General features: G+C 41.9%; 18 protein-coding genes and 1 pseudogene. 12 read left to right on the top strand and 7 right to left on the bottom strand.

The genetic code is table 11. The features are described from left to right. Positions 1-22: 22 nt before the first annotated feature. Together dcuC and R7Q46_RS16800 are read right to left on the bottom strand one after the other, a co-directional pair. Positions 23-1,390, bottom strand: coding sequence for an anaerobic C4-dicarboxylate transporter DcuC (gene dcuC / locus R7Q46_RS16795; RefSeq protein ID WP_318077636.1), 1,368 nt, complete (start codon positions 1,388-1,390; stop codon positions 23-25). 359 nt (positions 1,391-1,749) lie between these two features. Continuing rightward, entirely contained in the window at positions 1,750-2,874 is a 1,125-nt protein-coding gene (locus R7Q46_RS16800) for an acyl-CoA desaturase (RefSeq protein WP_017821552.1), read from the bottom strand. 271 nt (positions 2,875-3,145) lie between these two features. Here R7Q46_RS16800 and R7Q46_RS16805 point away from each other — a divergent pair, with 271 nt between their 5' ends. Continuing rightward, a complete protein-coding gene (locus tag R7Q46_RS16805; protein ID WP_005376525.1) occupies positions 3,146-3,694 on the top strand; it encodes a GNAT family N-acetyltransferase in 549 nt (182 codons plus the stop codon). A gap of 89 nt (positions 3,695-3,783) precedes the next feature. On the opposite strand, the gene R7Q46_RS16810 is transcribed toward R7Q46_RS16805, so the two are convergent. Further along, a complete protein-coding gene (locus tag R7Q46_RS16810; RefSeq protein WP_213866384.1) occupies positions 3,784-4,401 on the bottom strand; it encodes an HAD family hydrolase in 618 nt (205 codons plus the stop codon). Between the two features lie 363 nt (positions 4,402-4,764). Between R7Q46_RS16810 and R7Q46_RS16815 the strand changes: the two genes are divergently transcribed. Continuing rightward, on the top strand, positions 4,765-6,810 hold the full coding sequence (locus R7Q46_RS16815) for a hybrid sensor histidine kinase/response regulator (protein WP_005388225.1): 2,046 nt from the start codon (positions 4,765-4,767) through the stop codon (positions 6,808-6,810). Positions 6,811-6,913: 103 nt separating this feature from the next. Here the strand turns inward: R7Q46_RS16815 and cqsA are convergent, their stop codons facing one another. Next, a complete protein-coding gene (gene cqsA, locus R7Q46_RS16820; protein WP_213898375.1) occupies positions 6,914-8,095 on the bottom strand; it encodes an alpha-hydroxyketone-type quorum-sensing autoinducer synthase in 1,182 nt (393 codons plus the stop codon). Between the two features lie 337 nt (positions 8,096-8,432). Next, entirely contained in the window at positions 8,433-9,377 is a 945-nt protein-coding gene (gene ylqF, locus R7Q46_RS16825) for a ribosome biogenesis GTPase YlqF (protein ID WP_005376521.1), read from the bottom strand. Positions 9,378-9,824: 447 nt separating this feature from the next. Here ylqF and R7Q46_RS16830 point away from each other — a divergent pair, with 447 nt between their 5' ends. The 5 genes and pseudogenes from R7Q46_RS16830 (at position 9,825) to R7Q46_RS16850 (ending at position 17,653) form a co-directional block, all read left to right on the top strand. Further along, complete coding sequence (locus R7Q46_RS16830; RefSeq protein ID WP_318077638.1) at positions 9,825-13,490, top strand: ATP-binding protein; 3,666 nt, start codon at positions 9,825-9,827, stop codon at positions 13,488-13,490. After that, the gene (locus R7Q46_RS16835; protein WP_318077640.1) at positions 13,474-14,640 is read left to right on the top strand and encodes an EAL domain-containing response regulator; all 1,167 of its coding nucleotides are present in this window, start codon (positions 13,474-13,476) and stop codon (positions 14,638-14,640) included. Before R7Q46_RS16830 ends, R7Q46_RS16835 begins: the two co-directional genes overlap by 17 nt. Continuing rightward, on the top strand, positions 14,633-15,229 hold the full coding sequence (locus R7Q46_RS16840) for a response regulator transcription factor (protein ID WP_017635347.1): 597 nt from the start codon (positions 14,633-14,635) through the stop codon (positions 15,227-15,229). The genes R7Q46_RS16835 and R7Q46_RS16840 overlap by 8 nt, the downstream gene beginning before the upstream one ends. 9 nt (positions 15,230-15,238) lie before the next feature. Continuing rightward, positions 15,239-16,608: pseudogene (locus R7Q46_RS16845) on the top strand (GGDEF domain-containing protein). Positions 16,609-16,765: 157 nt separating this feature from the next. Next, on the top strand, positions 16,766-17,653 hold the full coding sequence (locus R7Q46_RS16850) for a LysR family transcriptional regulator (protein WP_025767842.1): 888 nt from the start codon (positions 16,766-16,768) through the stop codon (positions 17,651-17,653). Here R7Q46_RS16850 and R7Q46_RS16855 read toward each other — a convergent pair. Continuing rightward, a complete protein-coding gene (locus tag R7Q46_RS16855) occupies positions 17,650-18,258 on the bottom strand; it encodes a response regulator transcription factor (protein WP_017821556.1) in 609 nt (202 codons plus the stop codon). The two genes, R7Q46_RS16850 and R7Q46_RS16855, sit on opposite strands and share 4 nt — an antisense overlap. A 684-nt stretch (positions 18,259-18,942) precedes the next feature. Here R7Q46_RS16855 and R7Q46_RS16860 point away from each other — a divergent pair. Beyond that, a complete protein-coding gene (locus tag R7Q46_RS16860) occupies positions 18,943-19,923 on the top strand; it encodes a chemotaxis protein (RefSeq protein ID WP_025998672.1) in 981 nt (326 codons plus the stop codon). 49 nt (positions 19,924-19,972) lie between these two features. On the opposite strand, the gene R7Q46_RS16865 is transcribed toward R7Q46_RS16860, so the two are convergent. Then, positions 19,973-20,509: a prepilin-type N-terminal cleavage/methylation domain-containing protein gene (locus R7Q46_RS16865; protein ID WP_136977162.1), complete on the bottom strand. Its 537-nt coding sequence runs from the start codon at positions 20,507-20,509 to the stop codon at positions 19,973-19,975. Positions 20,510-20,953: 444 nt separating this feature from the next. Between R7Q46_RS16865 and R7Q46_RS16870 the strand changes: the two genes are divergently transcribed. From R7Q46_RS16870 to R7Q46_RS16885, 4 genes are all read left to right on the top strand, one after another. Next, positions 20,954-21,676 (top strand): sulfite exporter TauE/SafE family protein, encoded by a 723-nt coding sequence (locus R7Q46_RS16870; RefSeq protein ID WP_005390054.1) that lies wholly within the window; start codon positions 20,954-20,956, stop codon positions 21,674-21,676. 102 nt (positions 21,677-21,778) lie between these two features. Further along, entirely contained in the window at positions 21,779-22,684 is a 906-nt protein-coding gene (rarD, locus tag R7Q46_RS16875) for an EamA family transporter RarD (protein WP_064369681.1), read from the top strand. Between the two features lie 208 nt (positions 22,685-22,892). Continuing rightward, positions 22,893-23,279, top strand: coding sequence for an MAPEG family protein (locus R7Q46_RS16880; RefSeq protein ID WP_005376510.1), 387 nt, complete (start codon positions 22,893-22,895; stop codon positions 23,277-23,279). After that, positions 23,273-23,806, top strand: coding sequence for a hypothetical protein (locus R7Q46_RS16885; RefSeq protein ID WP_033906497.1), 534 nt, complete (start codon positions 23,273-23,275; stop codon positions 23,804-23,806). Before R7Q46_RS16880 ends, R7Q46_RS16885 begins: the two co-directional genes overlap by 7 nt. Positions 23,807-23,990 lie beyond the last annotated feature (184 nt).

Raw genomic sequence — 23,990 nt, forward strand, 5'->3', positions numbered from 1 at the left:
TAGTTTGATCGTGGCAATACCGTTAGGCACTTATTGGAACAAGCACCATAGTACCAATAATCACCGTGATAAGGCCTGCTAGAACTGGAACGGATGTGCGTTTTACAACCTCAAACGGGCTGATGTTTGCCATACCTGATGTCGCAACGATTACGCCAGATACTGGTGAGATAGTACGGCCTAGGTTTGATGCTTGAAGCATCGGGATAATTAGGAAAGCAGGGTTTAATCCCATTTTCGCAGCCAAAGATGGTGCTAACTCCACGAACGCATAAAAAGGCGCGTTACCCGAACCCGTTGCAATTGCTGCTGCAACTGTCAATGCAGTTAGAATAAGCATTAAAGCAACGCCGCCTGCACCAGCATTATCTGCTAGATGAAGTAGGTTATCGATAGCTCCGATAGACATCAGACCTTGTGCAAAAACCCCTGCGGCAACCAAAAGCATCACAACGCCTTTGAACGCGTCAGCCATGCCTGCGTAACAAGAATCTAAATCTTCTAGTGATTTCTTACCATCGAACTTATTTACAACATAATGGATCAGAGCTCCAAGGAAAATCGAACCAACCACAATAGTGTAGATGTCTAGACTAAGTCCTGGAATGGTACGACCGTTGAATAGGAAAACGCCGATGATAGGTAGAAAAGGAAGAGCTGCATAAAACGCTGGTGCGTCAGCTTTGATCTCTGATACATCAATTTTTTCCATTGGTGTATTTTCTTTCTTATCTAAGTATTTGTTCCAGAAGAACGCTGCCGCTGCCATGACGATGATTGCGCAAATAGAAACAGGCAACACAGTTTGTACCGCAAACACATCAAGCTCTAAACCAGACTTTTCTGCTGCGATAACAACATCACCAGAAGTAGGAGAAAGGATGATTGCCGCTGGAGAGGCACACACTGCAACGGCTGCTGGACGAGAAATGCCCATCGCGACCATCATAGGGAATAATGTCGCCATTAATAGTACGCCAAGGCCTGTTGCAGAACTTACCGCAAGAGACATTAAACACGCCACAATGTAAGCCGCTACCAAAAGGACGTAAGGAGACTTGATGACAGAAAGCGGTTTAGAGAACTGTTTCACTACCACGTTGTTCGCGCCGATATGAGTCATGTATGACGCAAAACCACAAAGCAGCATGATTTGCATACCAAGACCGCCACCGCGGTATTGAAGCATGTATTTCACGTATTCAAGCGCATCTGTCACCATGTTACCAGTTGAGGTGATTTTTGACGGCAGCACGTCGTGCCCCAAAACGCCAGTCATAAGAAGTAAAGCAATACCAGCGGTCAGTAACACGCCCGCAGCTTTATAGCCTTTGACAATAAAGTAACCCACCGCAATGGTAACCACTAAGCCAATTAAGAGCTCTAACATAGGGATCTCCGAATGTTATGTAAAAAAGAAAGAAACTGTTTCAGTTTATGACAAGGAATTTACAGAATTCTTAGCTGTGGCACGAGACAAATATGGGGCTTGCATGATCTGAGACAAATAATAATTTAATAAATAATTTCGTTAGATTGTATTGTTGGAATTTGGTTTTCTAAGTGTTATGTGCTGGTTTGAAGCTATTTATAGGAAGGAAAATATGACTAGGAAAGTGAATGAATAAAGAGTGAATTGATTCACAATAGGAAAAAGACTTTACTCAGTAAGCAATTATTGGAAAACACTCTTCACAACAAAAAAGCTTCGCCGAAGCGAAGCTAAGTAATCGTAAGAATGAGGATAAACTATGCGTATCGACGAACCATAAGGTTCCAACTACGCTGCTGCCGTTCGAACTCTGCTTTAATTTGCTGGTACTTCATTTTCGTTACAGAACATTCGTATTTTTTTACCACACTGGCAGTTTTGGCACCGAGTACTTCTTTGCGCATCTCGTAGTATTCCTGCATGTGATGAACTAGAGTATCAAACTCGTGCTGCAGCTGATCGAGGATTGTTTGCGTGTTCGGTTTCGATTCTAGCTTTTCTCTTGCTTTCTTCAAAAGTTGACTCGCACGGGCTTTTTCAATTCTAAATGTAGGCGTTGTGCGCAACTTAGATGTGAGTCCTAGCCAAGAACATGACTTTATCAACCACTTCGTTGGGTCGTAATGCCACCAATACACGCCATTGCGATAGTCATTCTCGAAAATATGATGGAAATTATGGTAACCCTCTCCAAATGTGAAAAAGGCGAGTACACCATTATCGCGAGCAGTGTTTTTGTCTGTGAAAGTTTGCTTACCCCAAATATGTGCGAGGGAGTTAATGAAAAAAGTCGTATGGTGACTCATAAAGAGTCGAGCCGCACCAACGACCAATAACATCCCCCAGATATCACCGTAGATCAGTCCGAGCATGACTGGGAAACCAATATTAGTCAGTAGGGCAAGTGGAACATAATACTTATGCTGCCACATGACGATTTTGTCGCGCTTTAGGTCACGGCAGTTTGTATATTCGTTTTCCTTTGATTTATTGTAATCACGTAACATCCACCCAATGTGAGAATACCAAAAACCCCGCTTGGCTGAGTACGGATCTTTATCGTTATTGTCGACATGTTTGTGATGCACACGATGATCAGAAGACCAATGTAATGCACTATTTTGCAAAGAAAATGCTCCTCCAATCGCAAAAATGGCGCGCAAAATAGGATGAGCTTCGTACGTTTTGTGGCTCCAGAGACGATGATAGCCTGCTGTAATAGAAAGGTTAGTAAAACTAAATGCAATCACTCCCCAAATTAGATGTTCCCAACCTAGTCCAAAATGATATGCATACCAAGGCATTACAATAAAAGTCAGAACAAAACTGGCAGAAAATATTAATGTATTCAACCAGATAACAGGTGGTTTGTTTTGAGTCACAGGTGTATCCCTAACTTTGAGCTAACAACTGTTCGCCAGAATATCAGCGTACACATGTAAGTCAAATTAAAGTTAGACAAATGTGACTATTCCTTTGGGTGTAGATTAAGGAACTTGATGGGATATTTTGCTTTTAATTGAATAATGAGTAGTATTAAAAAACGAGCTCTGGCTTAAGGTGTATAAAATCTGCCAAGAAACAAGTGTTATAAAGGTGGAATATACCGAGACTCTATAAAGAAGCAAAAATGTAAGAAAATAGGAATACGTAATGGATTTACGATTAGCGGAATATAAGGACTACGAGCGCATTGCGCATCTTCATGCGGATAGCTGGAAGCGTCATTACCGTGGCATTCTTAGTGATAACTATCTTGAGAAAGAAGCGATTGACGACAAACTACTGATTTGGCAAACCCGTTTGACCAACCCACCATTCAATCAGCACATTGTCTTGGCGGAGGAGGGAGGTTTGCTACTTGGCTTTGTTTGTGTGTTCGGCAACCATGATTTCGAGCGTGGAACCTTTATTGACGCATTGCATGTTGATGACAGTTACCGTGGTCGTGGTATTGGTAAGCAGCTATTACTTGCTGTCGCAGAATGGCAACAGCAGTACTTTAAAGACACAGGTCTTTATTTAGAAGTTGTGTCGCAAAACATTTCTGCGATTGAATTCTATCGCCACATTGGTGGACAAGAGGATCAAGAGCGAACTTGGCGCGCACCTGATGGCAAAGAGGTGTTAGAAAAAGTATTCCGTTGGAAGAACGCCCAGTCATTAGTTAGTGGGATTGAGGAAAACGTGATTTACTCCTAACCTAGCGTTCTCAAACATTAGATAAGAGCAGTCTCAACACTGCTCTTTTTTGTTTATGCACCCTAACGTTATGTTTTATTAAAAGCTTTCTAGAAGTTAACCCCCATGGCTTTTAGTTCGAGCTCACATTGCTGAGCATTTTCAAACTGAATAGCAGCCATGCCAACTGCTCGGGCACCTTCAACATTGTAAGGCATGTCATCAAGAAATACTGTCTCTTCGGGGTTAAGCTGATACTTTGAAAGTAGAGTTTGGTAGATCTCCGCTTGTGGTTTTAGTAATTGAACTTCAGAAGAGATGATTGCTCCATCAAACAGTGGCCAAAACTCATAGGTAGTACGAAGATGTTCCACAATTTCGTTGATGTTGTCTGTGAGCGCATATACGCCATATCCGGCTCTTTTTACTCGTTTTAACAGCTCTATACTGCCGTAAAGTAATATTTGAGTGTGTTTTACATAATAAAAGAAGCGGTCCATTTCTTCCGTCGTTACTTGGTGTTCATGTTGATAACGCTGTTTTGCTTCCCTTTCGGAGATCGTCCCTTTATTTAAATCTTTCCAGATTTGTGATGAAAATAGCATCTGAGCCATTTTCTCTGACTCTACGGACCCACCAAATGTTAAGCGAACGATTTCTACTGGAGACCAGCGTACCAATACATTACCTACATCAAAAATGACATTTTTTATCTGGAAAGAATTCATGACACACCCCGAGCCAATTGTTTGTCACCGCGCTATATGCGGTGAGTGCTATTTTTAAATCGTTGGAAAGCCGTGCCAAAGGCGCGACTTAAGTTTCTAGAACAAAATGAGATTAACATCCAATTGGATACAGAGCGATTATCGCAAAATTACACTAAACTATATGCAACTTTGTTTATTTGGTTGTAAATCAAGTGCAGCTGTCTTAAAAGATTGAAACTAAAGATAAGTATTGCGAGCTGTTTACGTCATTTCGCGCTGCTTATAAATGATGATTAATATATAATTAGTTAATAATAAAATGATAAAAGTGAATCAAAATCACATTGTTGTGCGTCAGGCGGAGTAAGCAAAACAGATTATATGGACTCGATACGTAAGGTTTATCAATATGCAGAACCAAACCTAACTCTCGTTGGCTGGATGGGGTTTCTTGGCTTTCCGCTGTACTACTTTGTCTGGGAGTTTGCCTTTCCACAGGCTTATGAAAATTTACCTCTTAGATTGTTTTGCTCGTTATTGTTTTTCGGCATCATTTTTAGAAACCGCTTATCATCGACTTGGAGAGATTATGTTCCTATTTACTACCAAGTGACGATAACGCTGTGCTTACCGTTTTTCTTTTTTTATATGTTACTGATGAATGACTGGTCCAATGTATGGGTTATGTCGTTTATGTCTGCAATTTTCTTACACATTTTACTGGTTCATGTTACTAGGGTCATGTTTGCTCAAACCTTTGCTGGGATAGGCTTGGCCACATTCTTCGCTTGGGTTGCAAAAGGGTTCCATCTGGACCTGACCATGGATTGGACTCATGTGCCAATCTTTCTGTTTATTTATGTCTTCGGTAATCTGTTCTATTTTCGTAACCAAGTTGAACATGAAGCGAAAGTCTCGCTGGCAAAATCATTCGGGGCAGGGATTGCACATGAAATGCGTAACCCGTTGAGTGGGCTTTGCACTTCAATAGATGTTATCCAGTCGATCTTGCCCAACATGAAAGAGGCAGGAAAAGAGCAGTACGTCATGAGTGTAGAGGATGTCACCTTATTACGTGAAGTGAGTCAGGATGCAATGAACATTATCCAATCGGGTAATGAAACCATCGATTTATTGCTAACTTCGATTGATGAAAATCGAGTTTCTCGTTCTAGCTTCAAAAAATATTCAGTTCACTCGGTCGTTGAACAGGCAATTGAAAGCTTCAGTTATAAACGTGCCACTGATCGATTTGCCATATCGCTGGATGCGAGAAGTGAGTTTGAGTTTCTAGGTAGTGATACGTTACTTAAATACGTTATGTATAACCTCTTCAAGAATGCCTTCCATCACCGTAAATCTGAAGATTTTCACATACATGTATCCATGATAAGTTCAGAACGCTTTAATCAAATTGTTGTAACCGATAATGGTGCTGGCATTGCTCCTGATGTTCTACGCAATATCTTTCAAGACTTTTACACCACTGGCAAATCAGGAAGTTATGGTTTGGGTCTACCGTTTTGTAAAAAAGTCATGCGTTCATTTGGGGGGAACATTGAGTGTCAATCTCAGTTAGGGGAGTGGTCTCAATTTACATTAACTTTCCCACTAACGACATCTGATACCGTTACTGAAATCAAAAACGATCTGACTAAACTCAAAACCATTCTAACGGTGACTAGCCAAGATATCTTGGTGTCTAAAGTAACAGATATTAGCCGTTTTATGGGCTTTGACTCGACGATTTTAGATGCCAACCAAGTACTCAAAAAGAAAGAGTACGAGTTCGAATTCGATCTGATTTTTATCGATCTTGAGAGCTTAGATCCAAGAGCAAACCAATTGGATAGATTAGAATCTCTCTTGTCTTTCACTGAAGCACGCATCGTTTATCTTTTTGAGCATCATCCGACTCAGAGAGCACGCAAGGCTGCATATGAACCTATTTGGATCGAAACGCAAGCCTGGTTATTGAATACTAAACCAACGGTTGAGCGCCTCTTATATGATTCAAGCTATGTATCGACACCAACGGCCTCGGTGACGTTAGATAATTCAAATAAGCGCACAATTATGGTCGTGGATGATAATGAATCTTTGCGTAAATTCACGGCAATGTTACTTGAAAAGCAAGGCTTTGAAGTGATTCAGAAAGAAGACGGGCAGCAGGCTCTGGATACACTAGAGCAAGAAGATGTTGATCTCATTCTGATGGATATCGAAATGCCAATTATGGATGGTGTAGAAGCGTCTAGGCGAATTCGAAGCTCGGATAAAAACTATGCGTCGGTACCTATTATTGCACATACAGGGGATAGTTCACCTGTCACGTTGGACAAAATTGGGTCTTCGGGTATGTCTGACTTCATCGTAAAACCGGCGGATAAAAATCGCTTGTTCGATAAAATCGCAAACTGGATCTAATCATTCGCGACTTGTTTTCTTGAGGCGAGTTGCTCACAACGAATAACACGAATAAAGAGCTCAGCAAAACTGTTGAGCTCTTTAGTTTTATCTACACACTAACTTACACAAACTCTAAGTCAGGGTGTGCGAATGCTTGTTGGCAGACAGTGAGTACATGATCAACTTCAGCAGCTGTCATGTCGGCATTGACTGAAAAACGGATGATGTTTTTGTTCCTTCCAGTTGCAGGGCGGCAAAACACTGCGCCGTAAACATTTCGCTCTTCGAGAAAATCGCGGACTCGCTCAGTGTTTCTCTCGTTGCCGCATTCTAATGAGATAATTTGTGATTCACTGCGAATAGTAAATCCAATGCGTTTTAAACCAACGGCTAAAGACTTGGCTCTTTCAAACAGAATATCTCGCTTATCATCTGATTTTCTTATGACGTCTAGTGTTTTCTCTAGCCGAATGATCTCTTGCGGTAATACGGTAGAACTAAATATTGCAGGGTACGCCACAAACGGAAGCGTCTTCGCCAGTTTTTCTGGGCCTAAAATCGCGCCAGCACGATAAGCAAATGTCTTGGCAAGACTAACGGTAATAAAATCGACCTTATGAGTTAAGCCAAGACCCTGCAGTATCCCCGCACCTTGTGGACCGTGTGTACCTAAAGAGTGTGATTCATCTACAACCAGGCCGCAGTCAAACTCCTGTGCTATTTCGTAGATATCACGTAGAGGAGCGATGGTCCCGATAGTGCTGTAAACCGAATCCACAACAATGATCCCTGAACCGTGACGTGAAATCTGCTTTCTTAGGTGACTGGTGTTGTTATGCATGAACGGATGAATTTGTGCTCCGGCAATACGTGCGCCTTCCCACAAAGACATATGTGCAAAGAAATCAATGTACACAGGTATGTTCGGTGCACAAATAGTCTGCAATAAACCGACATTCGCAGCCCAACCAGATTGAGAAAGTAGACAACTAGGCATACCAACGAAACTGGCTAGTTGCGTTTCAAATACAGGTTTCGATTCATCGTCTTGTAAGAAAATCGCGGACATCACGACGTTGTCATCGTGCTGGGAAATCGCATCACGATGCGCGTTTTGAATCTCCTTATTATGAGACAGTGCAAGGTAATCATTGCTTTGCAGGACAACGGCATTACACGGTGGGCGTTTACCAAGAACAAGGTGTTTTTTGTTCTCATTCGGTTCGATTAGATCTTGAATATAAAAATCTAGGCGTTCCTCGATAAAGGAGGGAAGTGGTTTGCTTTGTATAGTTTCACTCATAATAAATCTCTTCTTCATATGGAAAAACGCCAGCGCTGACACTTATTCATATTGCGGATTTTGGGGAGAGTGTCACTAACCAGGTTGCATAAGTTTGCAGACCCTTGCAAACTCGACATTTGAGGGTTGGATGGTGGCTGTAACTCTATAGGGGCCCGGGGTCTAAACTAGTTTGTGCTTAAAGTTTATACGGCGATTTTGCGGTGTTTTTTCGTGCTTCATATCTGGGATTTTGGATGAGGAATATAAAGTTTGAAAAGTGAAAAAAATGGGCGCATTAGATAACAAAAAAGGCGCGAAAATCGCGCCTTGAAACATGAGTAGATAAGAGACAAGCTTATCGCTTATTACGTAAATAGCGCTTACGACGCTCTTCTTTACGCTTCGCTTTTTCTTCTTCTTTACGGGCGGTCTCAATCTCGACTTCAATCAGCTCTTGAGTGATCATTTCTGGGCGTTCTAATGTAATTTGGCCCAAAGTGCCTTGACGAAGTTCGTGCAATAAGATCTCTGATACTTTGTGCAAATCAACACGTCCACCTGCACGTAGTGCACCGCGGCGACGACCAATTTCTTCCATGATCTCGATATCTGATTCTGGAAGCTCTTCAATTTGATAACGCTCTTTAAGCTTGTCTGCATAATGAGCTGCTAGGTATTCAATGGTATAGAATGCGACTTCGTCATATTCCATCGCTGTATCTTTTACCGCGCCGGTAGCCGCAAGGCGGAAGCCACTGTGTGGATTTTCCACTTTTGGCCATAAAATTCCTGGAGTATCAGATAATACGATGCCATTTTGCAGGTTGATACGTTGTTGACGACGTGTAACCGCGGGTTGGTTACCTGTTACAGCGATTGTTCGACCTGCGAGGGTGTTAATGATCGTCGACTTTCCAACGTTTGGGATGCCCATGATCATGGTGCGAATGTTTTTACCAATTTCTTCTCGGTGTGGGGCAAGTTTGCGGCAAAGCTCCATGATTCGATGCACTTCTTGTGGTTCAGAAGTCGTGATCGCCATTGCTTTTACATGTTGCTCTTGCTCCAAGTGCTCAATCCACAGTTGAGTTAATTCTGGATCGGCCAAATCACGTTTGTTCAAAACTTTAACGACAGGTTTGTCACCACGGATTTGAGAAATCAAAGGGTTTTCACTACTGAAAGGAATACGAGCATCCAGTACTTCGATGATCACATCCACTTGAGGGATTGCTTCTTCGATCTCTTTACGTGCTTTGTGCATGTGGCCAGGAAACCACTGGATTGAGTTATTAACCATTTGAATTTAATACCTTAATTTTTCTAATGCTCCAGCGGTTGTAAAAGTAGCAATGTGAGTCTTGAGTAATACAATACTAGAACGCATTTTCTAAAACTGTGTTTACTTCAAGCTGCTCGAAACCGCGGAGTTGAGCTTTCTTTCATGTTAATACGCCAGTTTATCATGGAATGATGATGAATCATTCAAGATGAAAGTAAAAAGCTATGGCGTGCAAACCTAAAAGCACACATCCCTTATGTATACCGACTCGCAGTGAATATCCGTCTGGGTGAGAGACCGAACGCAAACGCTGTGTAGTCAAAGGTGGATTGTGTTGTCAGATTGTTCTGACGGATTTTGGTTTTTTGATTTTATATCAAAGCTTTATTTTTATTTCGCTATTGAGCGAAGTTTGACTTTTATCTGACAAAAACTAGTCTGAGCTTCCATTCAGAGGAAGCAGTCATGCTCAGTATTCTTAGAAGTATTACGGTATCGTCCGTCGCCTTAATTTTTTTAGCGAGTTCTTTTTGCTCAACTGCCAAACAGAGTCCTAAACCGAAGGTCATCGTTGGTGTTATTGCGCAAGACGAAGCTAAAGACTCGTTTGACGGTAGCGTTGGTCCTTCGTACGGAATTAGTCTTGAGTATTTGTCTAACATTACTAAAGCTTTGGATTATGAGTTAGAACTTCGGACTTACAAGCATATTCCGTCTTTACTTGCGGATGTCGAAAGCAAGAAGATTGATGGTGCGGTTGGATTTAGTAAAACAGCAGCAAGAGAAAAGCATTTCTTGTTTTCGATGCCTTTCTTTTCGAGCACTATCGCTGTTTGGTATCGGAATGCCACTTACCGAGATAGTGATGCGCGTGATCTTAAATGGGTGTGTGTTGAGGGCAGTGTGTATTGTGACAACCTCACTGAACGCGGTATCGATAAGATACATTACGTTAAAACACGTTTAGAGGCGTTTAATGAAGTTAAGCGAGGTAAAGCGAACGCGCTGATTTACACTTATGTTGGTATTACCCAATATTTGGATTTGAATGACATTGTAAAAGGGGTTGTCGATATTCCCAGTTGGTTGAAAAACGAAGAGGTGAGTTTTATCGCTTCGTTGGACAAACAGAGTCTGATCGATGACATCAACAAAATCCTTCAGTGGGAGCAAAATGGAAAAAACATTCGCTCCGTCGCCTCGAAAAATCCTTACCATATCAGTGATAAGTTATTGGTAGATTACCGACGTAATCATCAAAACAAACTAGTGATAACTTACAGCAGCAGTGACGAAGCTTATCCGTTTCTCTACCGAGATTCGCAAACGGGCGAGTTAGATGGCTTCTTTCCAGATTTTGTCGACTTATTGCAGTCTCGTACTGGCTTGAGCTTTAAGTATGTGAAGCCGACGTCGAGCCTTTCTAACGGATTAACGGCATTTGATGCCGATATAGTCCCCATCTCTTATGTGGGTGAGCTACCTAAGTCAGATTGGTTGTTCACTAAACCATTCATGCACAGTAATTACGTGGCTATCCAAACGGAGCAGAGCAAGCGCGATAAATCTGCACTGAAAGAAGCGGGTATTCTGCTCACTTTGAAAAAGCAAGGGTTAGTTCATTTGGGCACTTGGCAACAAGGCCAAGTTGATCATTATGATGATTTGAAAAAGCTGCTTACCGATTTGAAATCGGGCGTTTTGGATGTGGCTTACATTCCTGACGACATCGTTCACAACATGATTGCACAAGATCAAGTCGATGGCTTGGTGATCAATGCGGAGGAGGTTTTGACGTTCTCTAATGCATTTGCGGTTGCAAACCACAATACACAACTTCAACACATGTTGAACAGCATCATCGAAACCATTGATTCTAACGAGATCGAAAAACTGCTGCGTTCTCACCGAAGCTTCAAACTGACTTATGGCTATGACGCGGAGCAGATCGCTACATTTGTTGTTGCTGGTTCATTCATATTCTGTCTCATGTTAATTGCGGCGTATTTCATCTTATCTCACATGCGACTTAAAGTGAGGTTAGCCGAATTTAATGCTGACAATGAGGAAGCGGAAAAGCAATGGCTGATGGACATCATCAAAGAGATCAATAGCTTGGTTTTTATCCATAGTGAAAATAACCATATGGAGATGAGCAATTGTGCCAACTACAACAGTAAACAGTGCCAACAATGTAAGTTGAAAAGTGATTCTGCGCACGCTCCTCTGGTGAATAATTTTGATGAACTAACCACTGTTATTGCTGGAAAGCGTATTTCAGAAGAGGTTGCCTCGTCGGGCTGTGAACTTGATATTAAACATGTATATCGAGAACGCAAAGTCATCGCTTCTCCTAGCGGTAAGAACAAGTTTGTACTGACTGTTATTCAAGATATTACCCAGCAAAAAGAACGTGAGCAGGCGTTAATCGATGCGCAAAAAGAAGCGCAAACCGCGGTACGTGCGCGCGAAAACTTTTTGGCAACCATGAGTCACGAATTAAGAACGCCATTGTCGGCAGCACACGGCATCCTCGATTTGCTAAATCGCCAAGTGACGGCAGATTCAAATCGCGAGTTAATTGCCCAAGCCATACGCTCGCTCAATCATTTGAATACGCTAGTAGACGAAGTACTGGATTATTCAAAGTTAGAGGCAGGGCACTTAACCGTCGCCCCAGTTAAGACCGACTTGCTTAAAACCTTGTGCGATGTGTTTCGAAGCTTTGAACCACGAGCGCTTGCGAAAGGTTTGGATTACAAAGTGACAATCAAACCATTTTCGAATGCTTTCATTGAAATCGACGCGCTGCGATTGGTGCAAATTACCACCAATCTGCTCTCCAATGCGGTGAAATTCACTGCCGAAGGAGAGGTTGGAATCAGTGTCATTCTTCATGAAAAGCAGCTTATTTTGAAAGTGGCGGATTCAGGTATCGGCATGACGGATGACCAACTCGAAGGCATTCTCAATCCTTTTGTTCAAGCGGATGACACTATTACGCGTAAATATGGCGGTACTGGATTGGGGCTGAGCATTGTTGACCGATTGATCGACTGCATGGGCGGCGTGCTCTACATCGATTCACAATTTGGCTTGGGCACGACGATTACTGTCAGACTGCCAATTGAGCATTGCGACTCTGAGCCAGACGTTTGTTTGAACTGGACGTATAGCGAGAGCTTACCACTTAATGTTCGCCAGTGGTGTGACGCGTGGAAAATGCGTCCAGCGACGTTAAAAACAATGGTGGCGAACCTTCACCCTATACACGACAGCGATGCCAGTTTTAATGGCCTAATGCTGCGTGACGAACAAAGGGTACTTGGCAGTCTTACGCTAAGAGAGCTTCAATATCCAGATACATTGTTCAATTTGCTCAGCCAAACGCAGCAAGAAACCAAGCTTAGTGACGCAAATCAAGAAGTGGTTTCTTGGGTTCTCGGCACGGTACTGGTCGCAGAAGATAATCCCATTAACCAAAGTGTGATAGCAATGCAGCTTCATGAACTTGGAATCGAACCTGTCATTGTGAATAACGGCCGCGAAGCATGGGAATACATCAACCAAGATGAAAACGTTGTGTTGCTGCTGACCGATTTTCATATGCCAGAAATGGATGGCTATGAGCTTGTTAGGCACGTGAAAAACTCCGAATTTAAAGCAATTCCAATCATCGGTGTGACAGCAGAAGATGCTCGTCTTGCCATTGAACGTACACAGGATATCGGCATTGATGATGTGCTCTACAAGCCCTATGACCTTAATCAATTAAAAACCGTTTTGATTCCATTTATTGGCGAAAAAGAGAGGGGTAGGCTGCCCGGCTGGATTAAACGGTTCAAAGCACAGGACGCAAAAGAGATTGCGCGCGTGTTTAGTCAATCAATGTCTACAGATATAAAAAACTTAAACGCCGCATCGACTGAGCGAGACAAAAAACGGGTCATTCATGGCATCAAAGGAGCGGTTGGGGCGATAGGGGTAAGCATGCTGACTGAGCTTTGTATTGAGGCAGAACGAGTTAGTGCTGCGGAGTTTGACAGGCGAACAGCGGAGCTAATTTTACGAATCGAGCAGGAGATCGAAAACATAAACTATTGGGTAGAGACAAATGAATACACAACTTAATGTGATGGTGATTGATGACCATCCGCTACAAACCACAATACTTTCGCAAATATTGGATCGCTATTGCGCGCAAGTCATCCCCTTTAACTGTGTGGATGCTGCTATTCAGAGTGTGCAGGAACAACATTTTGACGTAATTTTTTGTGATATCCAAATGCCCGGAAAAGACGGCATCGATATGATGGAAATGCTCGATAAAGTCCAGTACCAGGGGCAAGTTGTACTGGTCAGTGCAATGGAATTGACCATTATTTCTGCGGTAAGAGCCATGTGCGAGGGATTTAGTTTTGAAGTATTAGGGAAGCTGCCTAAGCCATACGATGAAAATGAAGTCGTTGATTTGTTAGATAAAATAAAAGATGAAAAAGCGAAACAAGTCAGCTTTGCGCAACCTATTGAAGTGGAAGATCAAGAATTCCTGTTTGCTCTGGCTGAAGGGCGCGTGAAAAATTATTACCAGCCTTTAGTCGATGTGCAAAGTGGGGAAGTGCTTGGGTATGAAGCGCTCGCGCGTTGGAATCATCCTATTTATGGTGTGTTACCCCCTCATTATTTTTTGCCAATTGTAGAGCGTTGCCGCCTTTCTGGAGAGTTGTTTCAAGCTGTATTGAGTAATGTTATCTATGACATGAAACACCGCGGATTGACGCAAAACGTATCCATCAATGTAGACCATGAAAACTTAGAAGATACGGCGTTCTCTCATTACTTTTTACAGCAATGTTTAGAGAGCGAGATTGACCCATCACAAATCACCATTGAAATTACAGAGCGAGATACATTTCAGACTAGCGCGTCCCTGTACAAGAATTTACTCAAGTTGAGGATGAACGGTGTCACTGTCTCAATAGATGATTTTGGCACGGGGTCATCGACGTTTGAAAAACTGGCTCAACTGCCATTCAACGAGTTAAAAATCGATCGTTCGTTTGTACAAGGTGTCGAATGCGACATCAAAAAACGCAACATCGTTGTTGCTATTTGCGCGTTAGCGAAAAGTTTAAATATACGACTGGTCGCGGAAGGTATTGAAGACGAAGTCACACTGCAAGCGATACGTGAGTATGGGATTGATCTTTGCCAAGGCTTCTACATTGATAAACCCATGCCACTAGAAGCCATAACCATACTAAATGAAAGATATGAATAAATTGAATTACTTGATCTTTGACGATCATCCTCTCGTTTGTGTTGCAATCAAGTCATTGTTGGAAGAGTTAGGGAAAACAAATGGGGTATTTACTGCAACATCAGCGAAGATGGCATTACAAATATTGAAAAAGGAAGAAATTCAACTGTTGATCTTAGATGTGAACTTGGCAGATTGCGATGGGTTTGATTTCTACAAACGTATCAAATCCCATGGTTATGAAGGCAAAGTCATTTTCTTCTCCGCTGAAACTAGCCAAATGTACAGCCAAATGGCTTTTCGTTCTGGCGCTGATGGCTATGTGTGTAAATCGGAAAATCACGACATTCTTAAAGACGCGATAGAAGCGGTAGAGAAGGGGTATACCTTCTTCAAATTTAAGCAAGTTGTTAATAGCGTTCGAGAAATGCCACAACTTTCAAGCAGAGAAAGCGCAGTAATGAAGTATTTATTACAAGGAAAGTCCAATAGAGAAATCGCTTCAGTGCTATCAATAAGTGATAAAACAGTCAGCACATACAAACGCCGTCTATTGGATAAATTTAACGTAAAGAACATTGTTGAGCTAACAAGAGTGGCGGGGGCGTAAGACCGCATCATGACACTTAAAAGTATCGCGTTGTCTCTTTTCATCGCAACATTACTATTCGTCACTTCTGTCACAATGATTGGTGCGGTGTTAATTTCTTATGAAGTAAAGCAGTTCAACACTTACGCGAATAATTTAGCCAAAATAAAACAAAAAGTAATTCTCATGGGGCTATTGACGGAAGCGCAGCTCGAGCAATACAAAGGCATGAGCGTGAGTGAAGTAGAAGCGCAAACAGAGCTGAGCTTTCAAGATGCGATTTACTCCCTGTCACGTTATGAAAAACTCAATTACGTTGAAGCTGTTGCACGGAAATCGCTTCATCAGGCTGAAGCGTATTTATCAAATGCGTTCAATCGACAAAATGCCGTTATGTATTTTCGTTCTTATACTGGAAACAAACTCATCTTAGAGAGACCGATTGAAGCGCTAGAGGGAGTGAAAGCCACGTTTGATGTTGATTGGTGTAAAAGTAACTATTCTTGTGTGTTAGCCGCGTGGAAAGAGCAACTAACGGACCGGGTATTGTTTTCCCTACCATTTAAAACGACATACTCCGATGACATGGCGATAAGCATCATGAGTCCGGTTTACTTTCAAGGTGAGTTAGTGGGAGAGTTCTCGGAACAATTATACCTCTCGCCGCTTTATAATGATGGGAAAGCGGTGGATGTTCAAATAGCGAATGGGAACAAACAAATGGTGATTTATTTCGCTGGCTACCCCTTTCCATCATTCGCGTACACCCAATCATATGTCGCAGACAACAACAATCTTATCGTTTACATGTACCCATTCAGTAAAATTGTATTGGATTACGTGTTCTTGTTTATCATCTTCTTTTTCGTAACCTTAGCGTATTACAACAAAGCTTATGAATCTAAAGAGAGCAAACTTCGCCTCGCGAAAGCACTGACGAACGTGACGAAAGATGATTTAACGGGATTGTTTAACCGCAGAGTTTTTCAAGATAGCGAGTTCAAACGTCGTTTGGAAACCGCGCCATATTCCGTCATTGCAATAGATGGCGATAGGATCAAGCGAATCAATGACCATTACGGTCACCATGTAGGGACGAAGTTATTGGAATTATTGCTGATGCCATGTCTAAAGTGTTTCGAAATAGTGATTATCTAGTTCGAACTGGTGGTGATGAGTTTGTTGCGATTCTGCCGGGTTGCAGTATCAGTCAATCTTCAATATTGGCGAAGAAGCTTCGTAGTGTCGTTAAAGATAACCGACTAAAGACCTTGGATATCGAAGTTAGTGTGAGTACTGGTATCGCGGCGAATGAATTACACGAAACGCTTCAGGACGTTATTGTACGTGCAGATGAAGATCTCTATGAGATGAAAAAACACAGACAAAAGTCCCATTAAGCAGCGCTAGTATTGACTCAATGTTAAGTTACGGAACATAACCATGACATAACTGTTTGATTAATTTGACCAAACAGAATGAGTGGTCTTTTATATTAGAGCAGTCAACAAATAGTGATTGCTCTATTTATTCTCGACCTTACATTTGGTGTCGCACGTGAACAAAGATCTCGACTTAAACTTACTTAAAATACTTGTCTTACTGGATAAGCACCGTCAGCTCAAGCCCGTTGCGAAAGCGATGGGGAAGAGCGAAGCGTCAATTAGCAAATACCTTGCCCGATTGCGACTCCAGCTAAACGATGAATTGTTTATTCGGCATCCTCACCACATGGAACCGACGGACTATTTAAAACGTCAATTACCTAAAATTTCCGACGCACTCGAGAAGCTTGAAACTTGTCTAATTAGAGATGAGTTTGAACCGGAAAATTACGAAAAAGACATCACCATTTGTTTGCCGCAAACCGCTCAATACTCATTTGGGCATTTACTTGCAATGGATTTAATGGCGCTGTTTCCCAAGGCGCACATTTCGATAGCAACGATTACAGAGTATACGATAGAAGAGATAATCCTAGGCAAAGTGGATGCGCAGTTACATTACTTCAACGAGGATGTTCCGAAATCTGTTTATCAGAAGTTCATCGGCTATGCGCCTGCTGTGTTAGTTGTCCCTGAAGAGCTGGGAATTACCACCCTAGAAGAAGCAGCCAAACTTCCCTTTATCATGTTAGAGATTATCGGTTGGAAAGAGAAAGAGCAGCTCGTTAAGCGTGCAATGGAAAGCCACGGTATGGTCATCAACCGTATTGCGGCTCTAGACAACGTAAGCAGCGTATTGAAGCTAATTAAGCAAAAAAGCGCCGCAACCGTGCTACTTGAATATCAGGCGCCAATTGATGGATATAAATTTATAAGAGTGCCAGAGCATTTTTACCCAGATGGCTGGCCAAAAGTGGTTGTACAGGTGAAGCAAAGCTTAAGACATGATGCAATGCACCAGCTGTTAATCGGTGCTATTGCAAAATACATGAGCGCTTAGCGGCAAAACTCAATGTTTTCTGACTGAGGAATAGTATGCAGAAGTTCAATCAACGTGTCCGCATGGTACTTTTTCAGAATACGCGTTTTGTAGGTGCTGATTGTTTTAGCGCTGAGTGAAAGTTGTTCAGAAATCTTCTTATTAGAGTAGCCTTGTACAAGATAATGGAACACCATGGCTTCGCGATTTGAAAGTGTTACGTTACCCGACGATGGTGTGTGAGTCGACTTAAACATTGAGTAACCGCGTGAAACACTCACAATTGCGTCAATAATGGTCTCTCTTGTTTCATGTTTGCTTAAGAAGCCATTTGCGCCCATTTCGTACGCTGCTTTAGAAAGACTCGAGTAGTCACGTGAAGAAACAAATAACAGTCGGCCACGATATCCCGTCGCTAAAATGTTTTTGGCTAAACGCATACCATCGCGGTCGCCAAGTACTACGTCTAAAATAATCAAATCAATCTTTTGGCCTCGGACAAGATCCATCACTTCCGCACTGTCAGTGGTTTGAATCACTTCAGCTGCGTTGATTACAGATTCAACTAGAGAAGCAAGTGCTTCGCTATACAATGGTTGAGCGTCGATAATAAGAACATTATTCAAAGTGAACCTCACCTAATACATCAACTAGTGTGCTGTCAGGCGACAGCGCAATTGGATGAATAGGATTGTAGGAAAAACCTTGCTAAGAGGAAGGAAAATGACTCTTTCCAAAAGTGAAAATCAGTGTCTTGATTATGGGAATAGCGATGTCAGGTATTGAAATACCTAGTGATAGGATGATTGCTTGAAACTTACGTTGACAGAAAACTAACAAACTGAAAGTGTTCTTTCAGTGTTCTATGCCTTCAGATTTTCTTGTAATGTTTCTAGCGCTTCGATTTAAACCCGTGTGTTAGCAAGCGCAGTTTTATACCAAGCCACTTGGAGAGAGCTTGTTCTACACTAGGCATGAGCACGCTAGCCAACTTTGTACTGATATCTGTTGGATAGGTTTGGCTATTGACGCTGAACATCACTTCAAATTATTTCTAAACTTTTCATTGACTCTGCCGCTAAAAGTGGAGGTGTTAATTCGCACTTTGGCCACTCATAATGTCGTGTTCAAAAATGAGACAATTTTACATGGTTTGGTATGGAAATGTGCGTTAGCCGTCCTTTTGATGGTTTACAAATTTTGTTGTAACGACTAAAAAGGACTTTTGGATTTTTAGCCAGAGAATGGCTTCTCATGGCGTTTGCATCAAACTTTTTCTGATGCGTATTTTTGGTTGGATAATTGGCTTTATGAGTAACGTAACCAGCACCATTTTGACAGAAAGTGGTACCAATGAGCTTGAAATCATCGAGTTTCATTTAGAAAAAACATTGCCAGATGGCAGCACAAAAACTTGTTATTACGGCATTAACGTTGCGAAAGTACGAGAAGTGATTCGCGTGCCAGAAACAACCGATTATCCAAACGCACAACCTCATATGATTGGTGTGTTCTCATCCAGAGATGTACTGACGCCTTTAGTGGATTTAGCTGGTTGGTTAGGTGTGCCAACACGACAAGATCTGGAGCGCAAGTTTGTAATCGTTACGGATTTCAACAAAATGACCAATGGCTTCTTAATTGACAGCATTTCGCGTATTCATCGTATCTCTTGGAATGATGTGGAATCACCAAGTCAGTTTTTGGAAGCGGGCGAACAAGATTGTGTAGTAGCCGTTGTCCGTAAAGAAGGCAACCTGATCATGATTCTCGACTTTGAAAAAATCATCGCAGACATCAACCCAGAACTGAGTATGGAAAAATACGATGTGAAAGGGGACAAGTCGGTGGATCTCAACCAGAGAATGGTTGGTAAGCGTAATGCTAAAACGATCATGGTGGTGGATGACTCAGCCTTTATTCGCTCTTTGATCCAAGATACATTAGCTTCTTCAGGTTACAATGTGATCACATGTAAAGACGGTGGTGAGGCGCATGAGAAGTTGATGAGCTTGATCGAGGTCGCGAAAGAAGAAAACTTGCCAGTTAAAGAGCTATTAGATGCGGTGGTTACGGACGTAGAAATGCCTCGAATGGATGGTATGCACTTAGTGAAGAGACTACGCGATACCGAAGCGTTTCATGAAATGCCGATCATTATGTTCTCGTCATTGATGAGTGAGGATAACCGAGCGAAAGCACTATCTCTTGGCGCAAATGATACGATTACCAAGCCAGAGATTGGCCGCATGGTGAATATGATGGATAAATACGTGTTTAACTTTGCGTAAAAAACCGATCAGATGAAACAAATAAGGCTGCCGATTGGCAGCCTTATTTTTATTGAGGGCAGGGAAGAATCTCTAAGGTGTAACTCTCGTTTGGAGTCTGCGGCGGCCCATATAAAATTCCGCATTGAGTTAGGCTACTATTTTTACCATCTCTTGCTGAAATGACGACTTTAATGTTGTTAGTCTGAACAATTTTCCAGTCACTATCACCGTGCTGATTCTCAAGTTCCGAGACTAATAGAGCTAAGCTTGTTTCATCTGCATCTGGGTAACCGTACCTAAATGTACAGCTAAGAGAGCCATTTAACTCACAGCTTGAGAAAGGCAGACTTTCTGGGCCCTTACCTGAACCTGCGTCAGTGTGTTTATTTGATATATATGGATAATGTTCCAACCCTGCAATCGCCATTTTCCCATAACCTACGCCTAATGCTGATGCAATAGCGCCTTTCATTCCTTCCAAACGAGCTTCACGTGCATCGCTTTGAAGGTTTAAAAAGCGTGGCGCGGCAGTGACAGCAAGAATACCGAGCACGACAATAACTACGACTAACTCTATTAGAGTAAATCCCGTTTGTTTTTTCATATTATTTTCACAGCAAGTTAAAGGTAGAAAAACACTGACCGTACACTTGTTTATTGTGTAAATAAGTACGGTAATGATAAATCGATCAGTAGTATAAAGAGGTGAGTTGTAAAGTGCTATACCGACGCCGCACTAATTGACTGAATCCATTAAATGCAATGGAGAATTCACGGGTCTAATTCTGCTAGATTTTAAGAGGTCATTAATTCCGCTGAAGAAATGCTGCGTGAACAGGCGAGCATGAATCCTCTTCGATGTAAGCAAACATGTACATCAGCGGAATGAAATACAAAATGCAAATGAGGGCGAACCGCACAAATGGATTGTCTTTTTATTCACTTTGATGAATGCTACGCGGAATTCATATCGCAGTATGCCTGAGGTATTCATCATGCGAATGTGCTTTGGTTTTGTGTTTGTTTTTCAAATATAAGAATAATCTAAATGGAATTCGATTCGATAAACTTCCTTGCAATAGGTTTGATATTTCTTGGCTCTTATGTCCAGACCGCAATCGGTTTTGGCTTGGCTATTGTTGCCGCACCTTTACTGATTCTTTGGGCGCCAGAATATGTTCCTGCGCCAATCTGTTTAGTCGCGTTATTTATTTCGTTGATGAATGCGATGAAGCACCGCAGTAGTGTTGAAATCGGCGGCTTAAAGATGGCGTTGATTGGGCGAGTGCCGGGATCAATTGCTGGTGGCTTGCTACTCTTTTTTGTATCTACACAAACTCTCACGCTTTGGATTGGTTTGTTGGTGCTGTTTGCAGTCTTGGTGAGTGTTTTACCGTTTCGGGTTGAGCCTACGCCTTCGCGTATGACATGTGCTGGTTTCTTTTCTGGGTTGTTTGGTACCAGTTCTGCGATTGGAGGCCCTCCGATGGCGTTATTGTTGCAGCATCAAGAAGCAAATCAGTTACGCGGCAACTTATCGGCTTTTTTTGTTTTCAGTTCGATTATTTCACTAATAGTACAAATCCCAGTGGGCTTCTTCACATTGCATCATTTGGTCATTACTATTCCTCTATTACCTGCTGCGGCGCTTGGTTACTGGCTAGCAATGAAAACTACCCAGTCGTTACCAAAAGAAAAGATTCGGTTTGGGGCACTTATGTTGTGTTTTGTGAGTGGCTTTACCGCCGTCGTACAAGCGTTGAGCCAATAATGCCATCTGCATCATAAAGTCACTGCGGGATTGCATTCCTTTTTATGTATGGCGGACTTGTTTACTTACGCCAAATTGGTCGTTTAGATGGGCGATAGTTTTATGAATAACACTCGTTATGGCACTTTTATGGCAGCATTCTCCTTTGTGATCTGGGGATTGCTACCAATTTATTATCGTTATTTACCAAATGCTTCTATGGATGAGTTGCTAGCATGGCGAATCATTGGGTCTGTACCTGTCGGGTTTCTAATTGTACTTGGGATAACCCGTCGAGGGCTGAATTGGAAAGAAATCTGGCTTGATAAAAAATCCTTGTGGTACACGTTTGTGGCGAGCAGTTTGATGTGTATTTCTTGGAGTGCGTTCACTTGGGCTTTGACCCATCATCGGGTCATCGATGCCAGCTTAGGCTTCTTTATTGGACCATTAGTATCTGTTGCGCTGGGCGTATTTATTCTTGGGGATAGGCTCTCAAAAGGCAAACTTATTGCAATAGTGTTGGCAACAATTGGTGTTATGTATCAAGTGATTCACTATGGTCAGCTACCCGTTATCGCACTAACGATGGGGTTGTTCTTTGCTTTGTATGGGCTGTACAAGAAGAAGATAAATTATGACTGGAGTACAACCTTGTTTGTTGAGGCGTTGTTACTGACTCCAGTTGCACTCGCATATTTGCTCTATAAACAATGGGCAACTGGTGAACTGGCTTCGGGCACAGATACCACAACATTGCTTTTGTATTTTGGCAGTGCACCTATCACACTTTTACCACTCGTATTTTATTCTATCGCAATACGTATAACTAATTTATCAACCGTCGGTCTAATGCAATACATCGAACCAAGCTTGCAGTTTGTGTTGGCAGTTATGTTTTTTGGCGAGTTGTTTGACGAAGTGAAAGCGGTGACCTTTGCATTTATTTGGGCAGGGCTGTTGTTCACAATTTTTGAAAGTATTATCAAAGGGCATCGGCGCAAAAAGCTGGTCAAACACCCCTTATAGTGGTTTCAATATTCTCACATATTAGCTTCTTTATTCTTATGCCCTCCATTCGAGGGCATTTTTAATGTCATGAAGCATTGGCTTTCGTTTTTTTCCGAGTAGAAATCATAACTTGAGATTATTTGACGCATTATCATAATGATACCGCTATAGTTATAGCCAAGTGACACGCTTATATAAGTGAAAACCAGATCAAGAAGGACGACATATGATCACAGCTCTGTATGCCAACATTCTCGCAATACTCATTATTTGGTTGGCTGTTCAAGTAATTAAGCAACGTCGCTTAAATCAAATTGCTTATGCCGATGGTGGGGTAGAGGCTCTACAAATTGCTCGTAGTGCCCAGAGCAATGCGACAGAATATATCCCCATCACCCTGATTTTAATGGCACTTTTAGAATTCAATAGTGCTTACCCAACATGGATACATCTCACCGGTATTATTTTTGTAATTGGTCGAGTTATTCATGCTAAAGGCATATTGAAAAAAGACTTGAAAAAGCGCATTAGAGGGATGCAGGTGACATTTCTGGTGATACTTTCATTGGTTGTGTTAAATATGATTTACCTGCCATACGATAAGTTATGGTAAGTCTGCGACGTTACATTCCACCACCTTGGGTACTCGTTCTGATTGGATTAGTACTGAATATTGGCGCGATCATCGTTACTAGCTTAGTCCTTGATAAGTTGGGTAAACAGCACTCGCAGCTCGCAGAGCAAACAGCAGAAAACTTGTATTCCATCCAACTCGCATGGAACAGTGTGGAAACCCTAGAAAGGAAAAGAGAAGCTTTACTGCTGCATGTGCACATAAGTCAGAGCGTAGCGATACCTTTAGAGCTAGAAGAGGTATTAGCAGGGCATTTATCTTCTTGGGTTCTCAACGAGTCGGATGAAATAAAAATTGATCAACTTCCTCAACTAATGTCAAAGATAAATCAGGCACAAGCTTCGTATAGAGACCGCATCGATAATTACTACATTGAGAATGTAGAGCTCAATGAGGTAATGGCAAAGCAGGATGAAAAGATCGCTTGGTACAAGAATATCGGACTCTTCTTGCAAGTATTCGGACTTGCGTTAATCCTTGCACGCGACTTAGCTAGGAAGCAATAAAAGCAAGAGCTAAAGATCAGGTTTATTGCGAAATGCCAATGGTAGTTTGCAAATTGCAATTTATTCTGTGAGCAAACAGTAGCTATTGGTTAAGTTTTAATGAAAGTGATTAAATAACAACCTGTTTTTGTGCGCTTAAAAGTTGGCACGCCTCATGCTTTAGTATGAGTGACCCTTTCTAAGC

It is taken from the genome of Vibrio sp. 811, from assembly GCF_033339195.1.

Bases quoted from the DNA above. Each gene is read 5' to 3' on its own strand.
- dcuC (WP_318077636.1), bottom strand. From the start codon at position 1,390: ATGTTAGAGCTCTTAATTGGCTTAGTGGTTACCATTGCGGTGGGTTAC.
- R7Q46_RS16805 (WP_005376525.1), top strand. From the start codon at position 3,146: ATGGATTTACGATTAGCGGAATATAAGGACTACGAGCGCATTGCGCAT.
- R7Q46_RS16810 (WP_213866384.1), bottom strand. From the start codon at position 4,401: ATGAATTCTTTCCAGATAAAAAATGTCATTTTTGATGTAGGTAATGTA.
- R7Q46_RS16815 (WP_005388225.1), top strand. From the start codon at position 4,765: ATGGACTCGATACGTAAGGTTTATCAATATGCAGAACCAAACCTAACT.
- cqsA (WP_213898375.1), bottom strand. From the start codon at position 8,095: ATGAGTGAAACTATACAAAGCAAACCACTTCCCTCCTTTATCGAGGAA.
- ylqF (WP_005376521.1), bottom strand. From the start codon at position 9,377: ATGGTTAATAACTCAATCCAGTGGTTTCCTGGCCACATGCACAAAGCA.
- R7Q46_RS16830 (WP_318077638.1), top strand. From the start codon at position 9,825: ATGCTCAGTATTCTTAGAAGTATTACGGTATCGTCCGTCGCCTTAATT.
- R7Q46_RS16835 (WP_318077640.1), top strand. From the start codon at position 13,474: ATGAATACACAACTTAATGTGATGGTGATTGATGACCATCCGCTACAA.
- R7Q46_RS16840 (WP_017635347.1), top strand. From the start codon at position 14,633: ATGAATAAATTGAATTACTTGATCTTTGACGATCATCCTCTCGTTTGT.
- R7Q46_RS16860 (WP_025998672.1), top strand. From the start codon at position 18,943: ATGAGTAACGTAACCAGCACCATTTTGACAGAAAGTGGTACCAATGAG.
- R7Q46_RS16865 (WP_136977162.1), bottom strand. From the start codon at position 20,509: ATGAAAAAACAAACGGGATTTACTCTAATAGAGTTAGTCGTAGTTATT.
- R7Q46_RS16870 (WP_005390054.1), top strand. From the start codon at position 20,954: ATGGAATTCGATTCGATAAACTTCCTTGCAATAGGTTTGATATTTCTT.
- rarD (WP_064369681.1), top strand. From the start codon at position 21,779: ATGAATAACACTCGTTATGGCACTTTTATGGCAGCATTCTCCTTTGTG.
- R7Q46_RS16880 (WP_005376510.1), top strand. From the start codon at position 22,893: ATGATCACAGCTCTGTATGCCAACATTCTCGCAATACTCATTATTTGG.
- R7Q46_RS16885 (WP_033906497.1), top strand. From the start codon at position 23,273: ATGGTAAGTCTGCGACGTTACATTCCACCACCTTGGGTACTCGTTCTG.